We start from the raw sequence: 19294 nt of genomic DNA, 5'->3' as shown, positions 1-19294 counted from the left end.
CATCCATAAAGTCATTTTAGTCTATTTTTGCTGCAATAAGTTCAGCAATTTCTTGGTAACGTTCTTGTGTATACCAGTCTGCGTTATCTTTCCATTTTAACCCAAAGTCGTCTGATTTGCTATACCTTGGTATTAAATGGATATGACAATGAAAAACAGATTGGTAAGCTACTTCTTCATTATTATTTAAAATATTTAATCCCTGTAGCGGTAAAGCTTCTTTTAAAGCTCGCGCGATTTTTGGCACGCGGCGGAATAATTCAGCAGCCGTCTCTTCAGGTAAATCGAATGTGTTCCTAGCATGTTTTTTAGGAATTACGAGTGTATGACCTTCTGTGACTTGTCCTAAATCAAGGAATGCGTATACTTCATCATCTTCATACACTTTGGCAGAAGGGATTTCACCGCGAACTATCTTGCAGAAAATGCAATCGTCCATTAAGTATGACCACCTTTCACAACATATTAATTATGTACTACTTTAATTTAACATAAAAACGAGTCAAAAGCATGTATGAGATAGTGGACAATGGATTATTTTGACAGTTCAAGGTATGAATATGCTATTATTAACTAAAGATACGTAAGGAGGTATGGAAATGGCTTTAGTAGAAGTAGAACACCTGACGGGCGGGTATACAAAGCGACCAGTCCTAAAAGATATTTCATTTGCGATTGAAGAAAAACAAATTGTTGGATTAATCGGCCTAAACGGAGCAGGAAAAAGTACAACCATTAAACACATAACTGGCTTAATGCATCCAAAACAAGGGACAATTAAAATCAACGGTCACCAATTAGTGGAAGATACAGAAACATATAGAAAGCAATTTTCTTATATCCCAGAAACCCCGGTATTATATGAAGAATTAACATTAAAAGAACATCTAGAATTAACCGGAATGGCTTATGGTCTTTCACAAGAAGAATTACAAGAAAGAATGCCCCCACTTTTAAAAGAATTTCGCTTAGAGAAAAAATTGAATTGGTTTCCAGCGCATTTTTCTAAAGGGATGAAACAGAAAGTAATGATTATGTCGGCTTTTTTAATTGAGCCTAAATTATATATTATTGACGAACCTTTTGTTGGGCTTGATCCACTTGGAATCCAGTCACTACTTAATTGGATGGATGAAATGCGAAGTGAGGGAGCAAGTATTTTAATGTCAACGCATATTTTGGCGACAGCTGAAAAATATTGCGATACTTTTATCATTATTCATCAAGGTGAAATTCGTGCAGAAGGTACTTTGAAAGATTTACAAACGAACTTTGAAATGCCAGGAGCTTCACTTGATGAAATTTACATCCAGTTGACAAAGGAAGAGGAAGCTGATGAAGATGATATTTGACAGTAAAGCGCTCTGGAAGGAACGTTTTAGCGCTTATACTACAGAAGTAATGCGCTATCTCCGTTATATGTTTAATGATCATCTGCTGTTTGTTCTTATCATTGGGCTCGGTGCCGGTATTTTTTATTACGCAGGTTGGGTGAAAACGCTTGAGCCTAGTTTCCCAGTTATTCCGCTGATGGTTATTTTACTTACAGCTTCTATTGCAATTAGCCCAGTCGCAACGCTACTACAAAAACCGGACGTAGTTTACTTAATCGTTCAAGAAAAAGCAATGGATGCATATTTTTCTCAAGCAAAAATAGCCAGTTTCTTTATGCAATTGTATGTATTCGTAATCGTTCTCGGTATTTGTATGCCTATGTATGTAGAAGTGACAGGAATACCTTATAGCCAGTTCTTTACATTATTTATCGTGCTTGCTTTACTTAAAGCTTGGAATATTTATTTTGGCTTTGAAAGTATGAAATTGGAAGATGCTGATACAACATGGATGTTTGTTCGCGTTATTGTAAATGCTATTTTAATTTATATTTCGTTAATTTCTGCGCCTTTTATTTCGATTCCGCTTGTTCTAGTTGTAATTTTAGCGAGTTATTACTGGATTAAGAAGAAAACTTCTAAAGTGACGCTTAGATGGGAATATTTAGTAGATAAAGAAGAAGCGCGAATGAATCGTTTCTATCGTTTGGTTAATTTATTTACGGATGTACCACACTTACGAGGGACGGTTCGTAGACGGAACTATCTTGATTTCTTATATCAGCCAATTCCTTATGCGAAAAGAAAAACGTTTGCTTATTTGTTTAGCCGCACTTTTGTAAGAACGAATGAATACATCGGACTTTACGTTAGGCTCACTGTAATTGCTGTTATTCTGCTCGTTTTTGTGCAAGGATTTTATTTGAATATTATTTTTTCATTGTTATTCTTATATTTAACTGGCTTTCAATTTATCCCGATGCTAAAACATTATGATGCACAAATTATGTTACGTCTTTATCCGATTGATGATGCTTATCGCCACCGTAGTTTTATTCACTTTTTACGAATTTTACTACTTGGCCAAGCAATACTCTTTAGCCTTATTGGAATTGCCCAAAATGGAACAATCGGCGGGATGGTGATATTAGGAATAAATTTAGCTTTTGTAGCGATTTTTACTTTCCTTTATGCTCCAATCAGAATGAAAAAAATGTACGAATAAAAAAAGCGATTTGGATTTTTGGTCCAAATCGCTTTTTCCTATTTAGCATCATGTGAGAATTCTGGATAATGATAAATATCTTCATGTGAGAAACCAACTTGCGTATTATTTTTTTTCATGATGCTTGTAATTTCTTTGTGTAAAGGAGTTTTTTTCCATTCTTGAAAGAAAACTTCGGAATCCCAAAAAGAAACAATTAAAAACTGATTTGTATTCATCGCTTTGGTAAGTTTTGTGCTTTGTAACCCAGGTGTTTCACTAAAATGTAAGCTAGCATGTTGATACATTTGTAAGAAAATCGGAATCTCTTCATCGCGAAGTTGAATATATTCAAACACAACAATTCCAAAACCTTTTAAAGAACCACTACTTTGTAAAACTCGATACTCTTTACCTTCTTGGAAAAGTTTTTCTCCAGTTGACTCTTGATACAAAAGAGATTGCGAAAAGTTTTGCAGAAGTGTCACATTCTCGCCAATATAGTTTTCCATTAGTTGACGAAGATAATGTTCTGTTCCAGTTGTGATAAATACTTTTTTCATGATAAGTCCTTCTTTCAGTTTTATTCAATTAAGATAAATGATTACACCTTTGTTTTCCACGTTTTTCATAATTGAAACAGTAGATAGGCAATTTGTTTGGTTTTATACAAGATTTCTAGTATCCTTTTATCTGGAGAAGTTATTTATTGTTCTGTTGCCTATTGTGTGTAAATGAACAAAGAAGGGAAGCGACTCAATGACAAAAATAACGAACGATTTATTTTTAAAAGCAGCGCGAAAAGAACAAGTGGACCGAATTCCGGTTTGGTACATGAGACAAGCAGGGAGATCTCAACCAGAATATCGTAAATTAAAAGAAAAATATTCGCTATTTGAAATTACTCATCAACCAGAAATATGTGCTTATGTTACTAAATTACCAGTAGATCAATACGGAGTCGATGCAGCAATTTTATATAAAGATATTATGACACCACTTCCGGGGATGGGAGTAGACGTAGAGATTAAGTCAGGCATTGGTCCAGTCATACATAATCCAATTAGAACTTTCCAAGATGTCGAGAAACTGACGATTTTTAAACCGGAAATTGAAGTGCCTTATGTGCTTGATACGATAAAATTACTAGCTGATGATATGTTAGATGTACCTTTAATTGGATTTGCTGGAGCACCTTTCACGCTTGCAAGTTATATGATAGAAGGTGGTCCATCGAAAAATTATCACCAAACAAAAAGTTTTATGTACCGTGAACCAGAAGTTTGGGCAATTTTAATGGAAAAACTTGGACGGATGACTGCGAATTATTTAATAGCGCAAATTAACGCCGGGGCTTCTGCTGTTCAATTGTTTGATTCTTGGGTAGGAGCACTTAGCCGTGCGGATTATGCGCAGTACATCCGACCTGTTATTGAAATGATTGTTAAAGAAGTGAAAGCTGTTCATCCAACAACACCGATTATTATGCAAGCGGTTGGGGCGAGTCATCTTTTAGCAGAGTGGGAAACAATGCCACTAGATGTAGTCGGTGTAGATTGGCGTGAAACGATTACAACTGCTAGACAAAAAGTACCAACAAAAGCAATTCAAGGAAATTTAGACCCATCCACACTTCTTGCACCAGAAAAATGTATCGCAGAAACGGAACGAATTTTGCAAGAAGGTATACTAGAACCAGGATACATTTTCAACTTAGGACACGGTGTTTTTCCAGAAGTACCACCAGAAATGCTAAAAAAATTAACTAAGTACATCCACGAAAGAAGCGAAATTCTATTAAAAAAAGGATGATGAAAAATGACTAAAAAAGTAGGTTTACTTGTAATGGCATACGGGACTCCGTATAAAGACGAAGATATTGAACGTTACTACACAGATATTCGTCACGGACATAAGCCAAGTGAAGAAATGATTGCAGATTTACGCGGAAGATACCACGCTATCGGAGGCCTGTCACCACTCGCGAAAATCACCGAAGCACAAGCCTATGGACTAGAAAAAGCATTAAACGACGCGCAAGATGAAGTAGAATTTAAAGCGTATATCGGTTTAAAACATATCGAACCATTCATTGAGGACGCGGTTGAAGCAATGCATAAAGATGGTATAGAAGAAGCTATTTCCATCGTTTTAGCGCCTCATTATTCCAGTTTTAGTGTAGAAGCATATAACAAAAGAGCGAAAGATGCTGCTGATAAATTGGGCGGTATTCATATTCAAGCAATTAATGATTGGTATAAACAACCAAAATTCATTCAAATGTGGGCTGATAGAATTAATGAAACAGCTAAACAAATTCCAGCAGAGGAATTAATAGACACTGTGTTAATTGTTTCCGCACACAGTTTACCAGAGAAAATTAAACAACATAACGATCCGTATCCAGACCAACTTCAAGAAACAGCGGATTTAATTTTTGATAAAGTAGCAGTACCTCATTATGCGCTAGGTTGGCAAAGTGAAGGGAAAACCGGGGAACCTTGGCTTGGACCTGATGTACAAGATTTAACAAGAGAACTTCATGGCCGAGAAAAATACAAACATTTTATTTATACGCCAGTTGGTTTTGTCGCAGAACATTTAGAAGTACTTTATGATAATGATTATGAATGTAAAGTAGTAACAGATGAAGTTGGTGCAGCTTACCACCGACCTCCAATGCCAAATGCTGACCCTGAATTTTTAGAAGTTTTAAGAACGGTCGTTTGGGATGCATACACAAAATAAAAAAATGCGCCGGGATATTCGTTATTCCGGCACTTTTTTATAAAAGAAAGAAAACGTTTTCAATATTTTTAGCTAAATACTATGAAGTTTTAATCAGATTCTCATCTTTGCCGGGCATAATGATAACTATAGAAAGACAGGAGGTTCACCCAAATGAAAAACAAGGCAGAAAAACAAAGAATTGCCACTAATTTGTCACTTTATATGAAAATAAATGGATATACTCATAGAACATTCGCGCTTGCAGTCGGGATTTCCCAAAACACTTTGAAAGCATTAATGATTGGGAAAATGAGAAACGAAAATAAATTCCAAAAATACATAACACAAATTACAGAAAGTTTGACATTAGACGAAAAATTCTTTGAACAACCAAAAGAAGCTATTACAGCAGCACCTATCACTTTTCAAGATACAAACAAAATGCATCTTGGAGACGAAAAATTCAATGCTATCAGCTTAATGTTAAAAATTGGCGAAATTCATTACGAATCATAAAAAGCTTGGGACTAATAATCCCGAGCTTTTTTATATGCCGTAAAATAGCAAGATTCAGGGCTTGACGAACCTCACTAACTCACGTAAAATGAAGACAATTTTCAAAATAGGAGTGTGACACATGATTAGAAAACTAACTGTATCTGATAATGAAGAAGTAATGGCACTTTTAAAACCCGAAGCAACCCTCAATTTATTTATTATTGGGGATATCGAAAATTTTGGTTACGAGAGTGATGTGCAAGATCTTTGGGGCGAATTCGATTCATCAGGTAAATTACATGCATTGTTACTTCGATTCGATACGTTTTTCTTACCCTATTCAAAAGACGCTAATTTTGATGCAAAAGCTTTCTCAGAAATTATTGCTAAGCATGATACATATGAAGTTAGCGGTATTTCTCGTGTCACAAAGGAACTAGAACCATTTTTACCAGAGCTTGCCGAAAAAAGACAAGACACTTATTTTTGCGAATGCGAACATGTAAATCGTATTTCTGTAAATCAAGACGTTATTGTAAGAACGGCAGTAGCAGAAGACGTAGCTCCAATTATTAAAATGCGCAAACACATTAAAGAATTTGGTTCACGCGATGAAAATGAAGAATTAATTATTCGCCAAATTGAAAAAGGCGTTAAACGAATTTATTATATTGAACAAGACCAAGAAGTAGTTGCCGTAGCAGAAACATCGGCAGAAAATTCCTTTTCAGCAATGATTACAGGTGTAGCGACAAGTGATGGATATCGACAACGCGGTTTTGCAAGTACGCTTCTAAAAAAATTATGTTGCGATGTATTAGCAGAAGGAAAGAAACCATGTTTATTTTATGATAACCCAGTTGCTGGTGAAATATATCACCGCCTTGGTTTTGAGCACACAGGAGATTTTGTTATGTATAAATAACCTTTACTTTGCATCCGTAAGATTGGTATGATGGATATATTATGTTAGTAAAGGATGAATAATGTGAAACCACGTGGAATTTGTTTTTTTGATATGGATGGAACACTATTAAATAGTGAATCTAAAGTACTTGATACCTCGCTTCAAGCACTTGATAAACTTCGAGAAAATAATATTATTCCTGTTATTGCTACTGGTCGGACCCTTATAGAAATCAGTCATCAAATGAAAATTACCGGCATTGAATCCGCAGTAATGATGAACGGACAAATGGCTATTTTTGAAGGAGAAAAAGTGTACGAAGATGTGATTGATGCTGATTTGCTTGATCGTTTGACGGAAGAAGCTAAATCACAAAATGTAGAGGTTTGCTATTATAATGATAAAAGAATTGGCGCAACTGCAAGTACACCAGTTGTAAAAGCGCATTATGATTTTTTAGGCGAGCCAATGCCAGAAGTAAGACCGAATATGTATAAAGAAGAAACTATCAATATGGCGCTTCTTTTACTCGAGTCAGGTGATGACTATTTTCCAGAACGTTTTCCAGAATTACAATTCGTTCGCAATACACCATTTAGTAATGACGTCTTAAGAAATGGCGGATCTAAAGCTGTCGGTATTTCGAAACTACTTGAAGTTATGGGCTATCAAGATGTTCCAACCTATGCTTTTGGAGATGGCATGAACGACTTAGAGATGTTTGGCGCTGTGGATTATGCGATTGCAATGGAAAACGCCGTACCATTATTAAAAGAAAAAGCATCATTCGTTACAAAAGATAATAATAGTGACGGAATAATGCTTGGCTTAAAACAATTTGATTTAATTTAAAGAAGTGCCTCGTGCGCTTCTTTTTTTGTGAAATTCCAACGCAAGACCGATAGAATTGTAATAATTCTTTTGATATAATAAAACTAATCAATTGAAGAGGAGAAATGTTCATGAACGAAATCAATCCAACATCCGAGCGAGTAAACACAGAGAAAAGAACAAATAAACAAATTATTATGCAAAAAATACTTAATTGGTTTGTATTTTCTTTGCTACTTGCATCTATCGGTGCTGCGATTGGGAGTAAATTAAGTCCAGAACTTTATTTGCCTCTTGTCGTGTTAGAAGTCGCGTTACTTATCACAGCAATGGTAGTGCGTCGAAGTAAAACAATTAATAAAGTGGTAGGGTACCCAGTAGTACTAGCATTTGCGTTTGTCACAGGCTTAACGCTTGGACCAACTTTGACATATTATTTTGGTGCAGGACAAGGTGCCGCCGTTCTGATGGCATTTGTTACAGCAACCATTACATTCACAACACTAGCTTTTATTGGCGCAAAAATGAAAAAAGACTTATCTTTCTTAAGTAGCGCATTATTCGCTGCGATTATTATTCTTATCATCTTTAGTTTTGCTGGAGTATTTTTACCACTAGGTTCTATGCTGACAACTATTATTTCAGCAGGTGGGACAATTATTTTCTCATTATACATTTTGTATGATTTTAACCAAATTATGAAGCGCGATGTGGAACTTGCAGATGTGCCAATGCTTGCGCTAAATTTATACCTTGATTTCCTTAACTTATTCATGTTCTTACTCCGCCTATTTACAGGTCGTGATTAAGAAATTCTGAAGATCTGCCAACCTAAAAATTGGTAGGTCTTTTTCTATAAAAAAAGATGGTTTTTGTTAGACAAAAGCAAGATAAAAAACTATAATAAAGTTAAGGTCAAAAAAGGTCAGACTTATCTTTTATAAGGAGGACAAAAAATGGATTTACAAAAATTTACCCAACAAGTCCAGCAAACAATTGCGGACGCACAAAATCTAGCTATTGCATCAGAACATCAAGAAATTGACGTTATACATGTTTTTAAAGTGTTATTAACGGAGAGTGACTTTGCAAAACGCGTATATGATGTAGCAGAAGTTAATGTTGAGGCACTTCAAAAAGTAGTAGACGAATCTTTAAGAAAAATTCCTGTTGTTTCAGGAAGCGGAGTGAACTATGGCCAAGCAATGAGTCAAGCACTTTTCCAACTAATGAGAGATGCAGAAAAAGAACAGAAACAATTAGACGATGATTTTGTATCGACAGAACATCTTATCTTAGCTGTAATGGACCAAAAGTCAAATCCCATCACAGCCGAATTAAAAAAGCAAAATAAATCTAAAAAACAAATTAACGAAGCAATTTTAAAAATCAGAGGAGGGAAAAAAGTGACTTCTCAAAATGCAGAGGAAAACTATGAAGCTTTAACAAAATATGGACGAGATTTAGTCGCGGAAGTAAGAAGCGGGAAACTTGATCCAGTGATTGGACGCGACGCAGAAATTCGTAATGTCATTCGAATTTTATCAAGAAAAACAAAAAATAATCCAGTTCTAATTGGTGAGCCAGGTGTTGGTAAAACAGCAATTGTTGAAGGCTTAGCACAACGTATTGTCAGAAAAGACGTTCCAGAAGGACTGAAAGATAAAACTATTATCTCCCTTGATATTGGTTCCCTTATTGCTGGAGCTAAGTATCGCGGTGAATTTGAAGAACGTTTAAAAGCAGTACTTCAAGAGGTAAAACAAAGCGATGGACAAATTTTGCTCTTTATAGATGAAATTCATACAATTGTCGGCGCAGGTAAAACAGATGGAGCTATGGATGCTGGAAACATGTTAAAACCTATGCTTGCAAGAGGTGAACTTCACTGTATCGGCGCAACAACTTTGGACGAATACCGCCAATATATCGAAAAAGATGCTGCACTAGAAAGACGTTTCCAAAAAGTACTTGTTCCAGAGCCAACAGTGGAAGATACAGTTTCCATTTTACGTGGTTTAAAAGAACGTTTTGAAATCCATCATGGCGTAAATATTCATGATAATGCCTTAGTTGCCGCAGCTAGCCTTTCTAATCGTTACATTACGGATCGTTTTTTACCGGATAAAGCAATTGATTTAGTAGATGAAGCGTGTGCAACTATTCGTGTCGAAATTGACTCGATGCCAAGTGAACTTGATGAAGTAACAAGAAAAGTCATGCAGCTAGAAATTGAAGAAGCTGCACTAAAAGAAGAAAAAGATCCAGCAAGTGAACGGCGCTTAGAGATGTTACAGCGGGAACTAGCTGACTATAAAGAAGAAGCAAATAAAATGAAGTCTAAATGGGAATCCGAAAAAAGCGAAATCAGTAAAATTCGTGAAGTTCGCGAACAAATCGATCATCTGCGTCATGAATTAGAAGAAGCAGAGAACAACTACGATTTAAATAAAGCTGCTGAACTTCGCCACGGTAAAATTCCAGCAGTAGAAAAAGAATTATTAGCATTAGAAACGGAAAATCGCGAAAAAACAGCCCAAGAAGATCGAATTTTACAAGAAGAAGTAACAGAAAATGAAATCGCTGAAATTGTTGGACGATGGACTGGAATACCAGTGACTAAGTTAGTAGAAGGAGAACGCGAAAAACTGCTTAAATTAGCCGATGTTCTTCATCAAAAAGTAATTGGTCAAGACGACGCGGTTCAGTTAGTTAGTGATGCAGTATTACGTGCTCGTGCGGGGATTAAAGATCCAAAACGACCAATCGGATCCTTTATTTTCTTAGGCCCAACCGGTGTTGGTAAAACGGAACTAGCCAAAGCATTAGCCTATAATATGTTTGATTCTGAAGATCATATGATTCGAATTGATATGTCTGAATACATGGAGAAACATTCCGTATCAAGACTTGTCGGGGCTCCTCCAGGTTATGTTGGATATGAGGAAGGCGGACAACTTACCGAAGCTGTAAGACGCAACCCATATTCGATTGTCTTACTTGATGAAATCGAAAAAGCCCATCCAGACGTATTTAATATCCTTTTACAAGTACTTGACGATGGTCGGATTACGGATTCACAAGGGCGCTTAATTGACTTTAAAAACACCGTAATCATTATGACGTCTAATATCGGCTCTAATTTATTACTTGAAAGAACCGAAGAAGGTGAAATCTCGCCTGAACTAGAATCAGACGTAATGCAAATTTTGCAAAGTGAATTTAAACCAGAATTCTTAAACCGGGTAGATGATATTATTCTATTTAAACCACTTACACTCGCTGATATTAAAGGCATTGTGGAAAAATTAGTAGAAGAACTTCAAATTCGCCTTGCTGATCAAGAAATTACGATTACTATTTCAGATAACGCAAAAGCCTTTATTGCAGAAGAAGCTTATGACCCAGTATACGGTGCGCGTCCACTGAAACGATATATTGTGCGTCATGTCGAAACGCCTCTTGCAAGAGAAATTGTATCTGGTAAAATTATGCCGCATTCTTCCGTTGAAATTGATTTACAAGATAAAGAATTTACTTTTAAAGTCACAGAATAACATGGAAAATGTTTGATTCACGACTCGAAAGGGAAAACTTTTGTTGGATTAGTCGTTTAGAAAATAAGCGAAAATGGAAGGATGAGGAAGATGAAATTAGTATTAATTCGTCATGGTCAAAGTGAATGGAACAAATTGAATTTATTTACTGGTTGGCATGATGTTGACTTATCAGAAGAAGGCGTTGTAGAAGCAATGACAGCAGGAAAACGGATTAAAGAAGCTGGCTTGGAATTTGATGTAGCTTTTACTTCCGTTTTAACTAGAGCTATTAAAACGCTTAATTATGTTTTAGAAGAATCTGATCAAATGTGGGTTCCAGTCCATAAATCATGGCGTTTAAACGAACGACATTACGGAGCGCTTCAAGGACTTAATAAACAAGAAACTGCTGAAAAATACGGCGCAGACCAAGTACAAAAATGGCGCAGAAGCTACGATACTCTTCCACCATTATTAGAAGAAAACGACGAAAGACAAGCGAAAAATGATCGCCGTTATCAACTTCTTGATACCCATGCAATTCCATCGGGTGAAAACTTGAAAGTAACCTTAGAACGAGTTATTCCTTACTGGATGGATACAATTGCACCAGAAATTAAAGCAGGACGTCGTGTAGTTATTGCAGCTCACGGTAATAGTTTACGCGCCTTGGTAAAATTCTTAGAAGGTATTAGTGATGACGAAATTATGGAACTTGAAATCCCAACAGGTGTACCGCTTGTATATGAATTAAACGATGATTTAAAACCAGTTAATAAATATTACTTGGATAAATAAAAAAAGAACCTCTTTCCAACATGTGGAAAGAGGTTCTTTTTTTGAGCTGCACTCGAAAAGTGAGTTCTCGCTATCAGAAAGTTGGATGTTTACTTAAAGTCATAAACTTCGCTATCTTTAGGCATCAAGAAAGTGATTAAAATAATGAAGAAGGATAACCCTACTGTTAAAATAATAGCCCGCGTCATATCAAATGATACATATAACATGGAAGAAAGAACGAATTCAGCCATTAAAGAAAGTAAGAATACCCAAAACACAGTCACCACGTAACGCATCCTTACACCCCATTTCATCTATTTCATTATACATTTTAGCACATAAAACTTGATTATCCAATCATATATCTTTTGAAAATACGATTATCGAAAAACAGGGAGGAATAATTCACCAAACGGAGAATAGTAGTGTAAAGAGGGTTAAATGGAATGACATAATATTGTCAAAAGTAAATAGGTACTCTCAAATCCTTTGAACTAGCCATTTACTAACTTTTATGATAAACCTTTCATCAAAAAGTTAGTAAGTTCTCAGAATGAAAATGCTAGAATGAAGAAGGTTAACAGAGACAGAGCCATTTAAATTGGGGAATTAACTAATTTGGATAGGAAGTGCCAACTGATAATGAAAAAGAAATTCACGCAGATTTTACTAGCAAGTGCTATCGTAAGTTCCACCTTGTTACCTTTTGCTAACGTAGGAGCGGCAGAAGCAAGCCAAACCGCAGTGAGTCAGGCAGGAATGACTTTATCACAACAGCAATTTATACAATCAATTGCTAGCGATGCACAAGATTTACAAAAAGAAGAAAAAATATTAACGAGTGTTACTTTAGCTCAAGCCATCTTAGAATCCAATTGGGGTGAAAGTGGCTTATCAACTTCTGCTAACAACTTGTTTGGAATTAAAGGCAGCTATGAAGGAAGTTCAGTTTCAATGGGTACACAAGAATTTAGCAATGGTAAAGCTTATCATACACAAGCTGATTTCAGAAAATACCCTGATAAAAAATCATCATTAGTCGATCATGCACAACTTTTTATTAATGGAGTATCTGGAAATCCAGATTTATATTCTGCGGTTATCGGAGAAACAGACTATAAAAAAGCAGCCCATGCGATTCAAGATGCTGGATATGCAACTGACCCGACTTATGCAGAAAAACTAATTTCTACTATAGAAACATATAATTTAGATGATTATGATCAAATTTACGATACAGTAACCTCATCAGAGAGCCAATTGGCTTATGCTGAAATAACAAAACCCGCTAACGAAATTATTTGGACAAAACCTTATAACACAAAAGGCGCAGAACAAGTAGGAAGTGCCAAAGATTACCAAAGTAAAACGCTACGAATAACTCAAAAAGCAGTTACCGAAAAAGGTACTTGGTATCAACTTCAAGATCAAGGCAAATCAATTGGATGGATAAATAGTAATACAGTGACTATTTTTTACACCCCTAAAAATGAAACAAATATGAAACTAGATAAATATGTAACTGACTCAGATCAAAAAATCTATGCATACCCTGTAGAAGATAATTCTAAAGTCGTAGCAGATTTAAATGATTATTTAGGTCAAGAACTAGATATTGACCGCCGAGCAGATGTGAAAAATGAGTATTGGTACCGTATCAAATCAGATGATGGTAAAATAATTGGCTGGTCTAAAGCTGGTGGATTTGCTGAAAATAATCCAAATAAAGCACTTGAAGTAAAATAAAAAGTAGCAATCCAATTGCGTAATTGAAGTTTCTCTGTTAAAATTAGCACCAGGTCATAAAAATATCCAGGAGAAGAACTTTTATCCTGATGTAGTTTGATATGGAGGAGAACACATGAACGCAGGAATTTTAGGAGTAGGTAAATACGTACCTGAAAAAATATTAACAAACTTTGATTTAGAAAAAATGATGGAAACGTCTGATGAGTGGATTCGTACTCGTACTGGAATTGAAGAGAGAAGAATTGCTCGTGACGATGAGTATACACATGATTTAGCATATGAAGCAGCAAAAGTAGCAATTGAAAATGCTGGTCTTACTCCAGATGATATTGATTTGTTTATCGTTGCAACTGTGACACAAGAAGCAACATTTCCATCCGTTGCCAATATTATCCAAGATCGCTTAGGAGCAAAAAATGCTGCGGGAATGGATGTTGAAGCAGCGTGTGCTGGATTCACATTTGGGGTTGTTACTGCAGCTCAATTCATTAAAACTGGCGCGTATAAAAATATTGTTGTAGTTGGTGCAGATAAATTATCTAAAATTACTAACTGGGACGACCGCGCAACAGCAGTATTATTTGGTGATGGAGCAGGGGCAGTTGTTATGGGCCCTGTATCAGATGACCACGGTTTACTTTCCTTTGACTTGGGTTCGGACGGTTCTGGAGGTAAATACTTGAACTTAGACGAAAACAAAAAAATCTATATGAACGGACGTGAAGTGTTCCGTTTCGCAGTTCGTCAAATGGGTGAGGCTTCATTACGCGTACTAGAAAGTGCTGGACTTGAAAAAGAAGACTTAGATTTACTAATTCCGCACCAAGCTAATATTCGTATTATGGAAGCTTCTCGTGAACGTTTAAATCTTCCAGAAGAAAAACTAATGAAAACAGTTCATAAATACGGAAATACATCATCATCTTCTATTGCGCTTGCTTTAGTGGATGCAGTTGAAGAAGGTCGTATTAAAGATAATGATAACGTGTTACTTGTCGGCTTTGGTGGCGGCTTAACATGGGGCGCCCTAATCATTCGTTGGGGTAAATAAAAAAATACGTCAAAAGGAAAGTTGCCCTAACGTTTATTTTAGTTAGGGCAACTCTTCTTTATTTATGTTATAATAGAGCAGGCTTTTGGTTTATTTTGTTTGTGCAATATTTTTATTTTAAATAAAGCCTTAATTTTATACTAGCTGCTGTCGCACAGACAGAAGTTGTTTTTTATGAATTGCAAAATAAGGAGATGAGTAAATGGATAGAAGAAGAGTAGTTGTTACTGGTATTGGAGCAGTTACACCAATTGGGAATGATGCAGAAACTTCGTGGGAAAACGCAAAAAAAGGTGTCAATGGTGTTGCAGAAATGACAAGACTTAATCCGGATGACTTTCCGGTTAAAATTGCAGCAGAATTAAAAGACTTTGATGTAGAAAAATATTTAGAGAAAAAAGAAGCTCGTAAAATGGACCGTTTCACCCACTATGCCATTGCAAGTGCTGAAATGGCTGTACAAGATTCTGGCTTAATTATTGATGATTCCAATGCCACTCGTGTTGGTGTATGGATTGGATCCGGTATCGGTGGAATGGAAACATTCGAAACGCAATATGAAGTTTTCCTAAATCGTGGACATCGTCGCGTTAGTCCGTTCTTTGTACCAATGATGATTCCGGATATGGGTTCAGGACAAGTTTCGATTCGTTTTGGAGCAAAAGGAATTAACTCTACTACAGTAACAGCATGTGCGACTGCAACCAACTCTATCGGTGACGCATTTAAAGTTATCGAACGCGGGGATGCAGATGCAATGATTACTGGTGGAGCAGAGGCGCCAATTACAAAAATGTCACTAGCAGGATTTACAGCAAATAAAGCTTTATCATTAAACCCAGACCCAGAAACAGCATGTCGTCCATTTGATAAAGACCGTGATGGTTTTATTATTGGTGAAGGTGCTGGGGTTGTAATTTTAGAAGAATATGAACATGCAAAAGCTCGTGGTGCTAAAATTTATGCAGAAGTTGTTGGTTACGGTGCAACAGGTGATGCATATCATATTACTGCACCAGCGCCAAATGGTGAAGGCGCTGCACGTGCAATGAAAATGGCGATTGACGATGCGGGACTTACTCCTGACAAAGTTGACTACATTAACGCGCACGGAACAAGTACTCCTTACAATGATGAATACGAAACACAAGCGATTAAAACTGTGTTCGGTGAGCATGCGAAGAAATTGGCTATTAGCTCTACCAAATCAATGACAGGACATACTTTAGGTGCATCAGGTGGTATTGAAGCTATTTTTGCTTTATTAAGTATTCGTGATAATATTATCGCGCCAACAATCCACTTGGAAAATCAAGATGAAGTTTGTGACTTGGACTATGTTCCAAACAAAGCTCGTGAAGCAGAAGTAAATGTCGTAATGTCTAACTCTTTTGGCTTCGGTGGCCACAATGCGACACTAGTATTCAAAAGAATAGAAGACTAAAATAACTAAAGCCTTGTTTCCTAAAATGGAATCAAGGCTTTTTTTGAGCAAAAAACTAGCTTTAATTAATAAAGTTGTATAAAATTAAATTGTACACAACTTAAAAGGAGGAGAACATGTTGGACACGAACACGCGTATATTAGAGGAACAGCTTTGTTTTTCTGTTTACAATGCATCCAAACAATTTACCAAACTCTACCGCGAAGCACTAGATCCGTTCCAACTTACCTATCCACAATATATTACGTTACTTGTTTTATGGGAAGGTGAAAAACAAACGGTTACTGATCTTGGAAAAAGATTAGCTTTAGACAGCGGGACATTAACACCAATGTTAAAACGAATGGAGAATTTGGGATATGTAACACGGAGTCGTCATCCGGAAGATGAACGCCGTGTCTATATTGAACTAACAGAAAAAGCAATAGAAATACAACCCGCTGTGTTAAAAAGCGTGGACACTTGCCTTCAATTACTAGGTTTCGAGGAACAAGATTACACACAATTACTTACTAAATTACAAGCACTTACTAATCAATTAGGAGGAATAGGAAATGAAAAAACTTTATGAAACAACGGTTATTAACACTGGTGGAAGAAGCGGTGAAGTACATTCTCCAGATAACGTATTTTATTTTGAAATCTCAGCACCAACAGAACTTGGTGGAGACGGCGGCGGTGGAACAAACCCTGAGCAATTATTTGCAGCAGGATATGGAGCTTGTTTCAATAGTGCATTAGAATTAGTACTTGGAAAAGCTGGAATTGAAGCTAAGAGTACTGTAACAGCGACTGTAAGCTTGTATAGCGACCCAGAAGACAATGGTTTCAAAATCGGAGTATTATTAGAAGGAACTATTGAAGGACAAGATAAAGAAAAAACAGAAGAACTTCTTAAAAAAGCACATGAAGTTTGTCCTTACTCTAAAGCTACTCGCGGTAACATTGATGTGGAAATTAAAGTAGGTTAATTAATAGTAAAAAGGCGAATACTTGGTTATCCAAGTATTCGCCTTTTATTTATTTTCTGCGTTTGCGTCCTAGTCCAACACCATTTTCCATTTTCTTCAATGTTTTATTAGCAACACGAGCCGCTTTTTCTGCCCCTGCATCTAAAATATTATCCAGTTCTTCAGATTCTAAGTAAGCGTAATATCGTTCTTGGATTGGCTCAAGTTCAGCAACAACTAACTCTGCTAAATCTGTTTTAAAGTCACCATAGCCTTTACCAACATATTTTTCTTCTATATTAGCGATTGTTTCACCTGTGATAACGGAATAGATCGTTAGTAAGTTAGAGACACCAGGTTTTTCTTCTTTGTTATATTCAATGATACCACTAGAGTCAGTAACAGCGCTTTTGATTTTTTTTCTGATTGTAGCAGGTGGATCTAATAAGAAAATCGCATTTTTTAAGTTTGCATCAGATTTACTCATTTTTTTCGTTGGGTCTTGAAGCGACATAACTCTAGCGCCTTGTTTAGGGATAAATACTTCAGGCATCGTGAAAATATCAGCATGCTTTTTATTGAATCTTTCTGCTAAATCACGAGTTAACTCAATATGTTGTTTTTGGTCTTCACCAACAGGTACTAAGTTTGTTTGATAAAGTAGAATATCCGCAGCCATTAATGGAGGGTAAGTTAACAGTCCAGCACTCACACCAGCTTTACCGTCTGATTTATCTTTAAACTGTGTCATACGTTCTAATTCGCCAATATAAACGTTACATTGTAAAATCCAAGCAGCTTGTGCGTGAGCTGCAACCTCAGATTGAATAAATAACGTTGCTTTTTCAGGATCAAGTCCAACGGCTAAATAAAGAGCGGCAAGGCTTCTTGTTTGTTCGCGTAGTTTTAGTCGATCTTGAGGTACCGTAATAGCGTGTTCGTCTACGATACAATAAAAACATTCATATTCATCTTGAAACTGTCCAAACTGTTTTAAAGCGCCAATATAATTTCCTAAAGTTAGTTGTCCACTAGGTTGAATGCCGGAAAATATTACTTTTTTCATTTTGTATTCCTCCAATTTTTTCACTGATTGCGAAAATAAAAAACCGTCCATCCCAACATATAAATGTTTAGGGACGAACGGTTATCCGCGGTGCCACCCTAAGTACCTCTTAAAGGCTCTTAGTAATAGAAAAACTCTATTAAAGAAGATAACGGTCTTTAGCCGCTGCTTGCTACTTTTCTTTCACAAACAGTCCTCAGAAGTCCATTCGATTTTGCGCTTTATCTGTTTTCACCAACCACAGACTCTCTATTACAAAGCAACAAAATGTACTATTCTTCTTATTAACGCATCAGTTATATTAAGTTCATTTTATCAGTTTACAAAACGGCTTGTCAATCATAAAAACATACAGAGAATACTGGAGAGCATAACAAGCAGTGCGCTAATTAAAATCCCAGCATATCGGAGCCCAACAAGTTCTGAAAGGAGCATATCCGAGAACTCATTTTCTTCTTCACGTTTGATTTTACGAGAAATACTTCGGAAGCCGTTATGAACTCGGTCTAAAAAACCGCTCCTCATAATATAAACTAGCAAACCAATTAATAATGTAATAAGTGAGACGAGAAACGCGACGTCTATATAACCGCTTAAACTTACACCATTTTTTCCAAAAAGCAGGATTCCAAATACAATAGCTTCTTGAATTAGTGTATAAATAGAAATTCGTAAAAACATAACTTCACCTCTAATTAAAATTCATAATTCACTTTATCACAATTCTAACAGAAACACTATATGATAGAAGGAAGCTATCATGCAATGTTAGAAATTAGACCTTTTCTGCAAAAAAATCGCTAAACTGTCTTTACATATTATTAACAAAAAAATCCCACTATACCAACGTTTTTCGAATTTATTACAAAATTTAATTAAATTTTTGATATTTTTATCTAGACAACAGCTCAAAAAAAGTATATAAATATAATAATCCTTTAAAAAATTTTAAAGGGGTTCGATATTTTTTCTTATACAGAAAAAGATGGCTTCGTTGGATTTATACATAACTGGCCAAGTCGATTGTAAATTTATCAATTTAAATGGTTATGTTTTCTGAAAACTTAATCAAAAGGTTTAGCAAAGTATACATAATTAATTCTAGTTATTGCAAAATAATGGATAGCGTAACAATCTCTGTTCAGATTTTTCGCGCAATTTCAATTTTGCCTTAATATTTTAATAACTTGTATCTTTCATCCTTGTTTTC

At 36.0% G+C, this 19294-nt stretch carries 20 protein-coding genes and 1 other annotated feature; of the genes, 15 read left to right on the top strand and 5 right to left on the bottom strand.

Annotation, left to right across the window (positions count from 1 at the left end):
* Nucleotides 1-16: 16 nt before the first annotated feature.
* Entirely contained in the window at nucleotides 17-439 is a 423-nt protein-coding gene (locus PQQ29_RS11435) for an HIT family protein (RefSeq protein WP_003769840.1), read from the bottom strand.
* Between the two features lie 160 nt (nucleotides 440-599).
* On the opposite strand from PQQ29_RS11435, the gene PQQ29_RS11430 reads away from it, so the two are divergent.
* Nucleotides 600-1352, top strand: a complete 753-nt coding sequence (locus PQQ29_RS11430) for an ABC transporter ATP-binding protein (RefSeq protein ID WP_003763559.1) — start codon at nucleotides 600-602, stop codon at nucleotides 1350-1352.
* Nucleotides 1336-2559, top strand: coding sequence for an ABC transporter permease (locus tag PQQ29_RS11425; protein ID WP_003769835.1), 1224 nt, complete (start codon nucleotides 1336-1338; stop codon nucleotides 2557-2559). The genes PQQ29_RS11430 and PQQ29_RS11425 overlap by 17 nt, the downstream gene beginning before the upstream one ends.
* Nucleotides 2560-2597: 38 nt before the next feature.
* On the opposite strand, the gene PQQ29_RS11420 is transcribed toward PQQ29_RS11425, so the two are convergent.
* Nucleotides 2598-3101: an antibiotic biosynthesis monooxygenase family protein gene (locus tag PQQ29_RS11420; RefSeq protein ID WP_010991125.1), complete on the bottom strand. Its 504-nt coding sequence runs from the start codon at nucleotides 3099-3101 to the stop codon at nucleotides 2598-2600.
* Nucleotides 3102-3297: 196 nt separating this feature from the next.
* Between PQQ29_RS11420 and hemE the strand changes: the two genes are divergently transcribed.
* From hemE to gpmA, 8 genes are all read left to right on the top strand, one after another.
* Nucleotides 3298-4350, top strand: a complete 1053-nt coding sequence (hemE, locus tag PQQ29_RS11415; RefSeq protein ID WP_003769831.1) for a uroporphyrinogen decarboxylase — start codon at nucleotides 3298-3300, stop codon at nucleotides 4348-4350.
* A 6-nt stretch (nucleotides 4351-4356) separates the two neighbouring features.
* Nucleotides 4357-5286 carry a ferrochelatase gene (gene hemH / locus PQQ29_RS11410; protein WP_185325114.1) on the top strand — a complete coding sequence of 310 codons (930 nt, stop codon included), beginning with the start codon at nucleotides 4357-4359 and terminating at the stop codon, nucleotides 5284-5286.
* Between the two features lie 153 nt (nucleotides 5287-5439).
* Nucleotides 5440-5784 carry a hypothetical protein gene (locus tag PQQ29_RS11405; protein WP_003769825.1) on the top strand — a complete coding sequence of 115 codons (345 nt, stop codon included), beginning with the start codon at nucleotides 5440-5442 and terminating at the stop codon, nucleotides 5782-5784.
* A 121-nt stretch (nucleotides 5785-5905) separates the two neighbouring features.
* Nucleotides 5906-6691: a GNAT family N-acetyltransferase gene (locus PQQ29_RS11400; RefSeq protein WP_003737284.1), complete on the top strand. Its 786-nt coding sequence runs from the start codon at nucleotides 5906-5908 to the stop codon at nucleotides 6689-6691.
* Nucleotides 6692-6754: 63 nt separating this feature from the next.
* The gene (locus PQQ29_RS11395) at nucleotides 6755-7525 is read left to right on the top strand and encodes a Cof-type HAD-IIB family hydrolase (protein ID WP_187983884.1); all 771 of its coding nucleotides are present in this window, start codon (nucleotides 6755-6757) and stop codon (nucleotides 7523-7525) included.
* Nucleotides 7526-7635: 110 nt separating this feature from the next.
* Nucleotides 7636-8313 (top strand): Bax inhibitor-1/YccA family protein, encoded by a 678-nt coding sequence (locus PQQ29_RS11390; RefSeq protein ID WP_033837798.1) that lies wholly within the window; start codon nucleotides 7636-7638, stop codon nucleotides 8311-8313.
* 147 nt (nucleotides 8314-8460) lie between these two features.
* Nucleotides 8461-11061, top strand: coding sequence for an ATP-dependent chaperone ClpB (gene clpB, locus PQQ29_RS11385; RefSeq protein WP_070753809.1), 2601 nt, complete (start codon nucleotides 8461-8463; stop codon nucleotides 11059-11061).
* Between the two features lie 90 nt (nucleotides 11062-11151).
* Nucleotides 11152-11841 (top strand): 2,3-diphosphoglycerate-dependent phosphoglycerate mutase, encoded by a 690-nt coding sequence (gene gpmA, locus PQQ29_RS11380; RefSeq protein ID WP_003763533.1) that lies wholly within the window; start codon nucleotides 11152-11154, stop codon nucleotides 11839-11841.
* Between the two features lie 89 nt (nucleotides 11842-11930).
* Here gpmA and PQQ29_RS11375 read toward each other — a convergent pair whose 3' ends face one another.
* Nucleotides 11931-12119 carry a YjzD family protein gene (locus PQQ29_RS11375; RefSeq protein WP_003763532.1) on the bottom strand — a complete coding sequence of 63 codons (189 nt, stop codon included), beginning with the start codon at nucleotides 12117-12119 and terminating at the stop codon, nucleotides 11931-11933.
* A gap of 322 nt (nucleotides 12120-12441) precedes the next feature.
* On the opposite strand from PQQ29_RS11375, the gene PQQ29_RS11370 reads away from it, so the two are divergent.
* The 5 genes from PQQ29_RS11370 to PQQ29_RS11350 all read left to right on the top strand — a co-directional run bounded on the left by PQQ29_RS11370 (nucleotide 12442) and on the right by PQQ29_RS11350 (nucleotide 17039).
* Nucleotides 12442-13569, top strand: a complete 1128-nt coding sequence (locus PQQ29_RS11370) for a GW domain-containing glycosaminoglycan-binding protein (RefSeq protein WP_010991120.1) — start codon at nucleotides 12442-12444, stop codon at nucleotides 13567-13569.
* Between the two features lie 115 nt (nucleotides 13570-13684).
* Nucleotides 13685-14623: a 3-oxoacyl-ACP synthase III FabH gene (gene fabH, locus PQQ29_RS11365; RefSeq protein ID WP_003769815.1), complete on the top strand. Its 939-nt coding sequence runs from the start codon at nucleotides 13685-13687 to the stop codon at nucleotides 14621-14623.
* A 202-nt stretch (nucleotides 14624-14825) separates the two neighbouring features.
* Entirely contained in the window at nucleotides 14826-16067 is a 1242-nt protein-coding gene (gene fabF, locus PQQ29_RS11360; protein ID WP_003767983.1) for a beta-ketoacyl-ACP synthase II, read from the top strand.
* A 119-nt stretch (nucleotides 16068-16186) separates the two neighbouring features.
* Nucleotides 16187-16639 carry a MarR family winged helix-turn-helix transcriptional regulator gene (locus PQQ29_RS11355; protein WP_010991119.1) on the top strand — a complete coding sequence of 151 codons (453 nt, stop codon included), beginning with the start codon at nucleotides 16187-16189 and terminating at the stop codon, nucleotides 16637-16639.
* Complete coding sequence (locus tag PQQ29_RS11350) at nucleotides 16623-17039, top strand: organic hydroperoxide resistance protein (RefSeq protein WP_010991118.1); 417 nt, start codon at nucleotides 16623-16625, stop codon at nucleotides 17037-17039. Before PQQ29_RS11355 ends, PQQ29_RS11350 begins: the two co-directional genes overlap by 17 nt.
* 49 nt (nucleotides 17040-17088) lie before the next feature.
* Here PQQ29_RS11350 and trpS read toward each other — a convergent pair whose 3' ends face one another.
* Both trpS and PQQ29_RS11340 read right to left on the bottom strand, forming a co-directional pair.
* On the bottom strand, nucleotides 17089-18084 hold the full coding sequence (gene trpS, locus PQQ29_RS11345) for a tryptophan--tRNA ligase (protein ID WP_031649509.1): 996 nt from the start codon (nucleotides 18082-18084) through the stop codon (nucleotides 17089-17091).
* Nucleotides 18085-18150: 66 nt separating this feature from the next.
* Nucleotides 18151-18381, bottom strand: a binding site (T-box leader).
* A gap of 42 nt (nucleotides 18382-18423) precedes the next feature.
* A complete protein-coding gene (locus tag PQQ29_RS11340; RefSeq protein WP_045553605.1) occupies nucleotides 18424-18765 on the bottom strand; it encodes a DUF3899 domain-containing protein in 342 nt (113 codons plus the stop codon).
* Nucleotides 18766-19294: the final 529 nt, after the last annotated feature.

The organism is Listeria innocua (assembly GCF_028596125.1).
Lineage (GTDB): Bacteria > Bacillota > Bacilli > Lactobacillales > Listeriaceae > Listeria > Listeria innocua.
Note: the sequence above shows the minus strand (reverse complement) of the source record. Positions and strands in the feature narration are given on the sequence as shown.

Coding starts and splice junctions, on each gene's coding strand:
- PQQ29_RS11435 (WP_003769840.1), bottom strand. CDS start 439: ATGGACGATTGCATTTTCTGCAAGATAGTTCGCGGTGAAATCCCTTCT.
- PQQ29_RS11430 (WP_003763559.1), top strand. CDS start 600: ATGGCTTTAGTAGAAGTAGAACACCTGACGGGCGGGTATACAAAGCGA.
- PQQ29_RS11425 (WP_003769835.1), top strand. CDS start 1,336: ATGAAGATGATATTTGACAGTAAAGCGCTCTGGAAGGAACGTTTTAGC.
- PQQ29_RS11420 (WP_010991125.1), bottom strand. CDS start 3,101: ATGAAAAAAGTATTTATCACAACTGGAACAGAACATTATCTTCGTCAA.
- hemE (WP_003769831.1), top strand. CDS start 3,298: ATGACAAAAATAACGAACGATTTATTTTTAAAAGCAGCGCGAAAAGAA.
- hemH (WP_185325114.1), top strand. CDS start 4,357: ATGACTAAAAAAGTAGGTTTACTTGTAATGGCATACGGGACTCCGTAT.
- PQQ29_RS11405 (WP_003769825.1), top strand. CDS start 5,440: ATGAAAAACAAGGCAGAAAAACAAAGAATTGCCACTAATTTGTCACTT.
- PQQ29_RS11400 (WP_003737284.1), top strand. CDS start 5,906: ATGATTAGAAAACTAACTGTATCTGATAATGAAGAAGTAATGGCACTT.
- PQQ29_RS11390 (WP_033837798.1), top strand. CDS start 7,636: ATGAACGAAATCAATCCAACATCCGAGCGAGTAAACACAGAGAAAAGA.
- clpB (WP_070753809.1), top strand. CDS start 8,461: ATGGATTTACAAAAATTTACCCAACAAGTCCAGCAAACAATTGCGGAC.
- gpmA (WP_003763533.1), top strand. CDS start 11,152: ATGAAATTAGTATTAATTCGTCATGGTCAAAGTGAATGGAACAAATTG.
- PQQ29_RS11375 (WP_003763532.1), bottom strand. CDS start 12,119: ATGCGTTACGTGGTGACTGTGTTTTGGGTATTCTTACTTTCTTTAATG.
- fabH (WP_003769815.1), top strand. CDS start 13,685: ATGAACGCAGGAATTTTAGGAGTAGGTAAATACGTACCTGAAAAAATA.
- fabF (WP_003767983.1), top strand. CDS start 14,826: ATGGATAGAAGAAGAGTAGTTGTTACTGGTATTGGAGCAGTTACACCA.
- PQQ29_RS11350 (WP_010991118.1), top strand. CDS start 16,623: ATGAAAAAACTTTATGAAACAACGGTTATTAACACTGGTGGAAGAAGC.
- trpS (WP_031649509.1), bottom strand. CDS start 18,084: ATGAAAAAAGTAATATTTTCCGGCATTCAACCTAGTGGACAACTAACT.
- PQQ29_RS11340 (WP_045553605.1), bottom strand. CDS start 18,765: ATGTTTTTACGAATTTCTATTTATACACTAATTCAAGAAGCTATTGTA.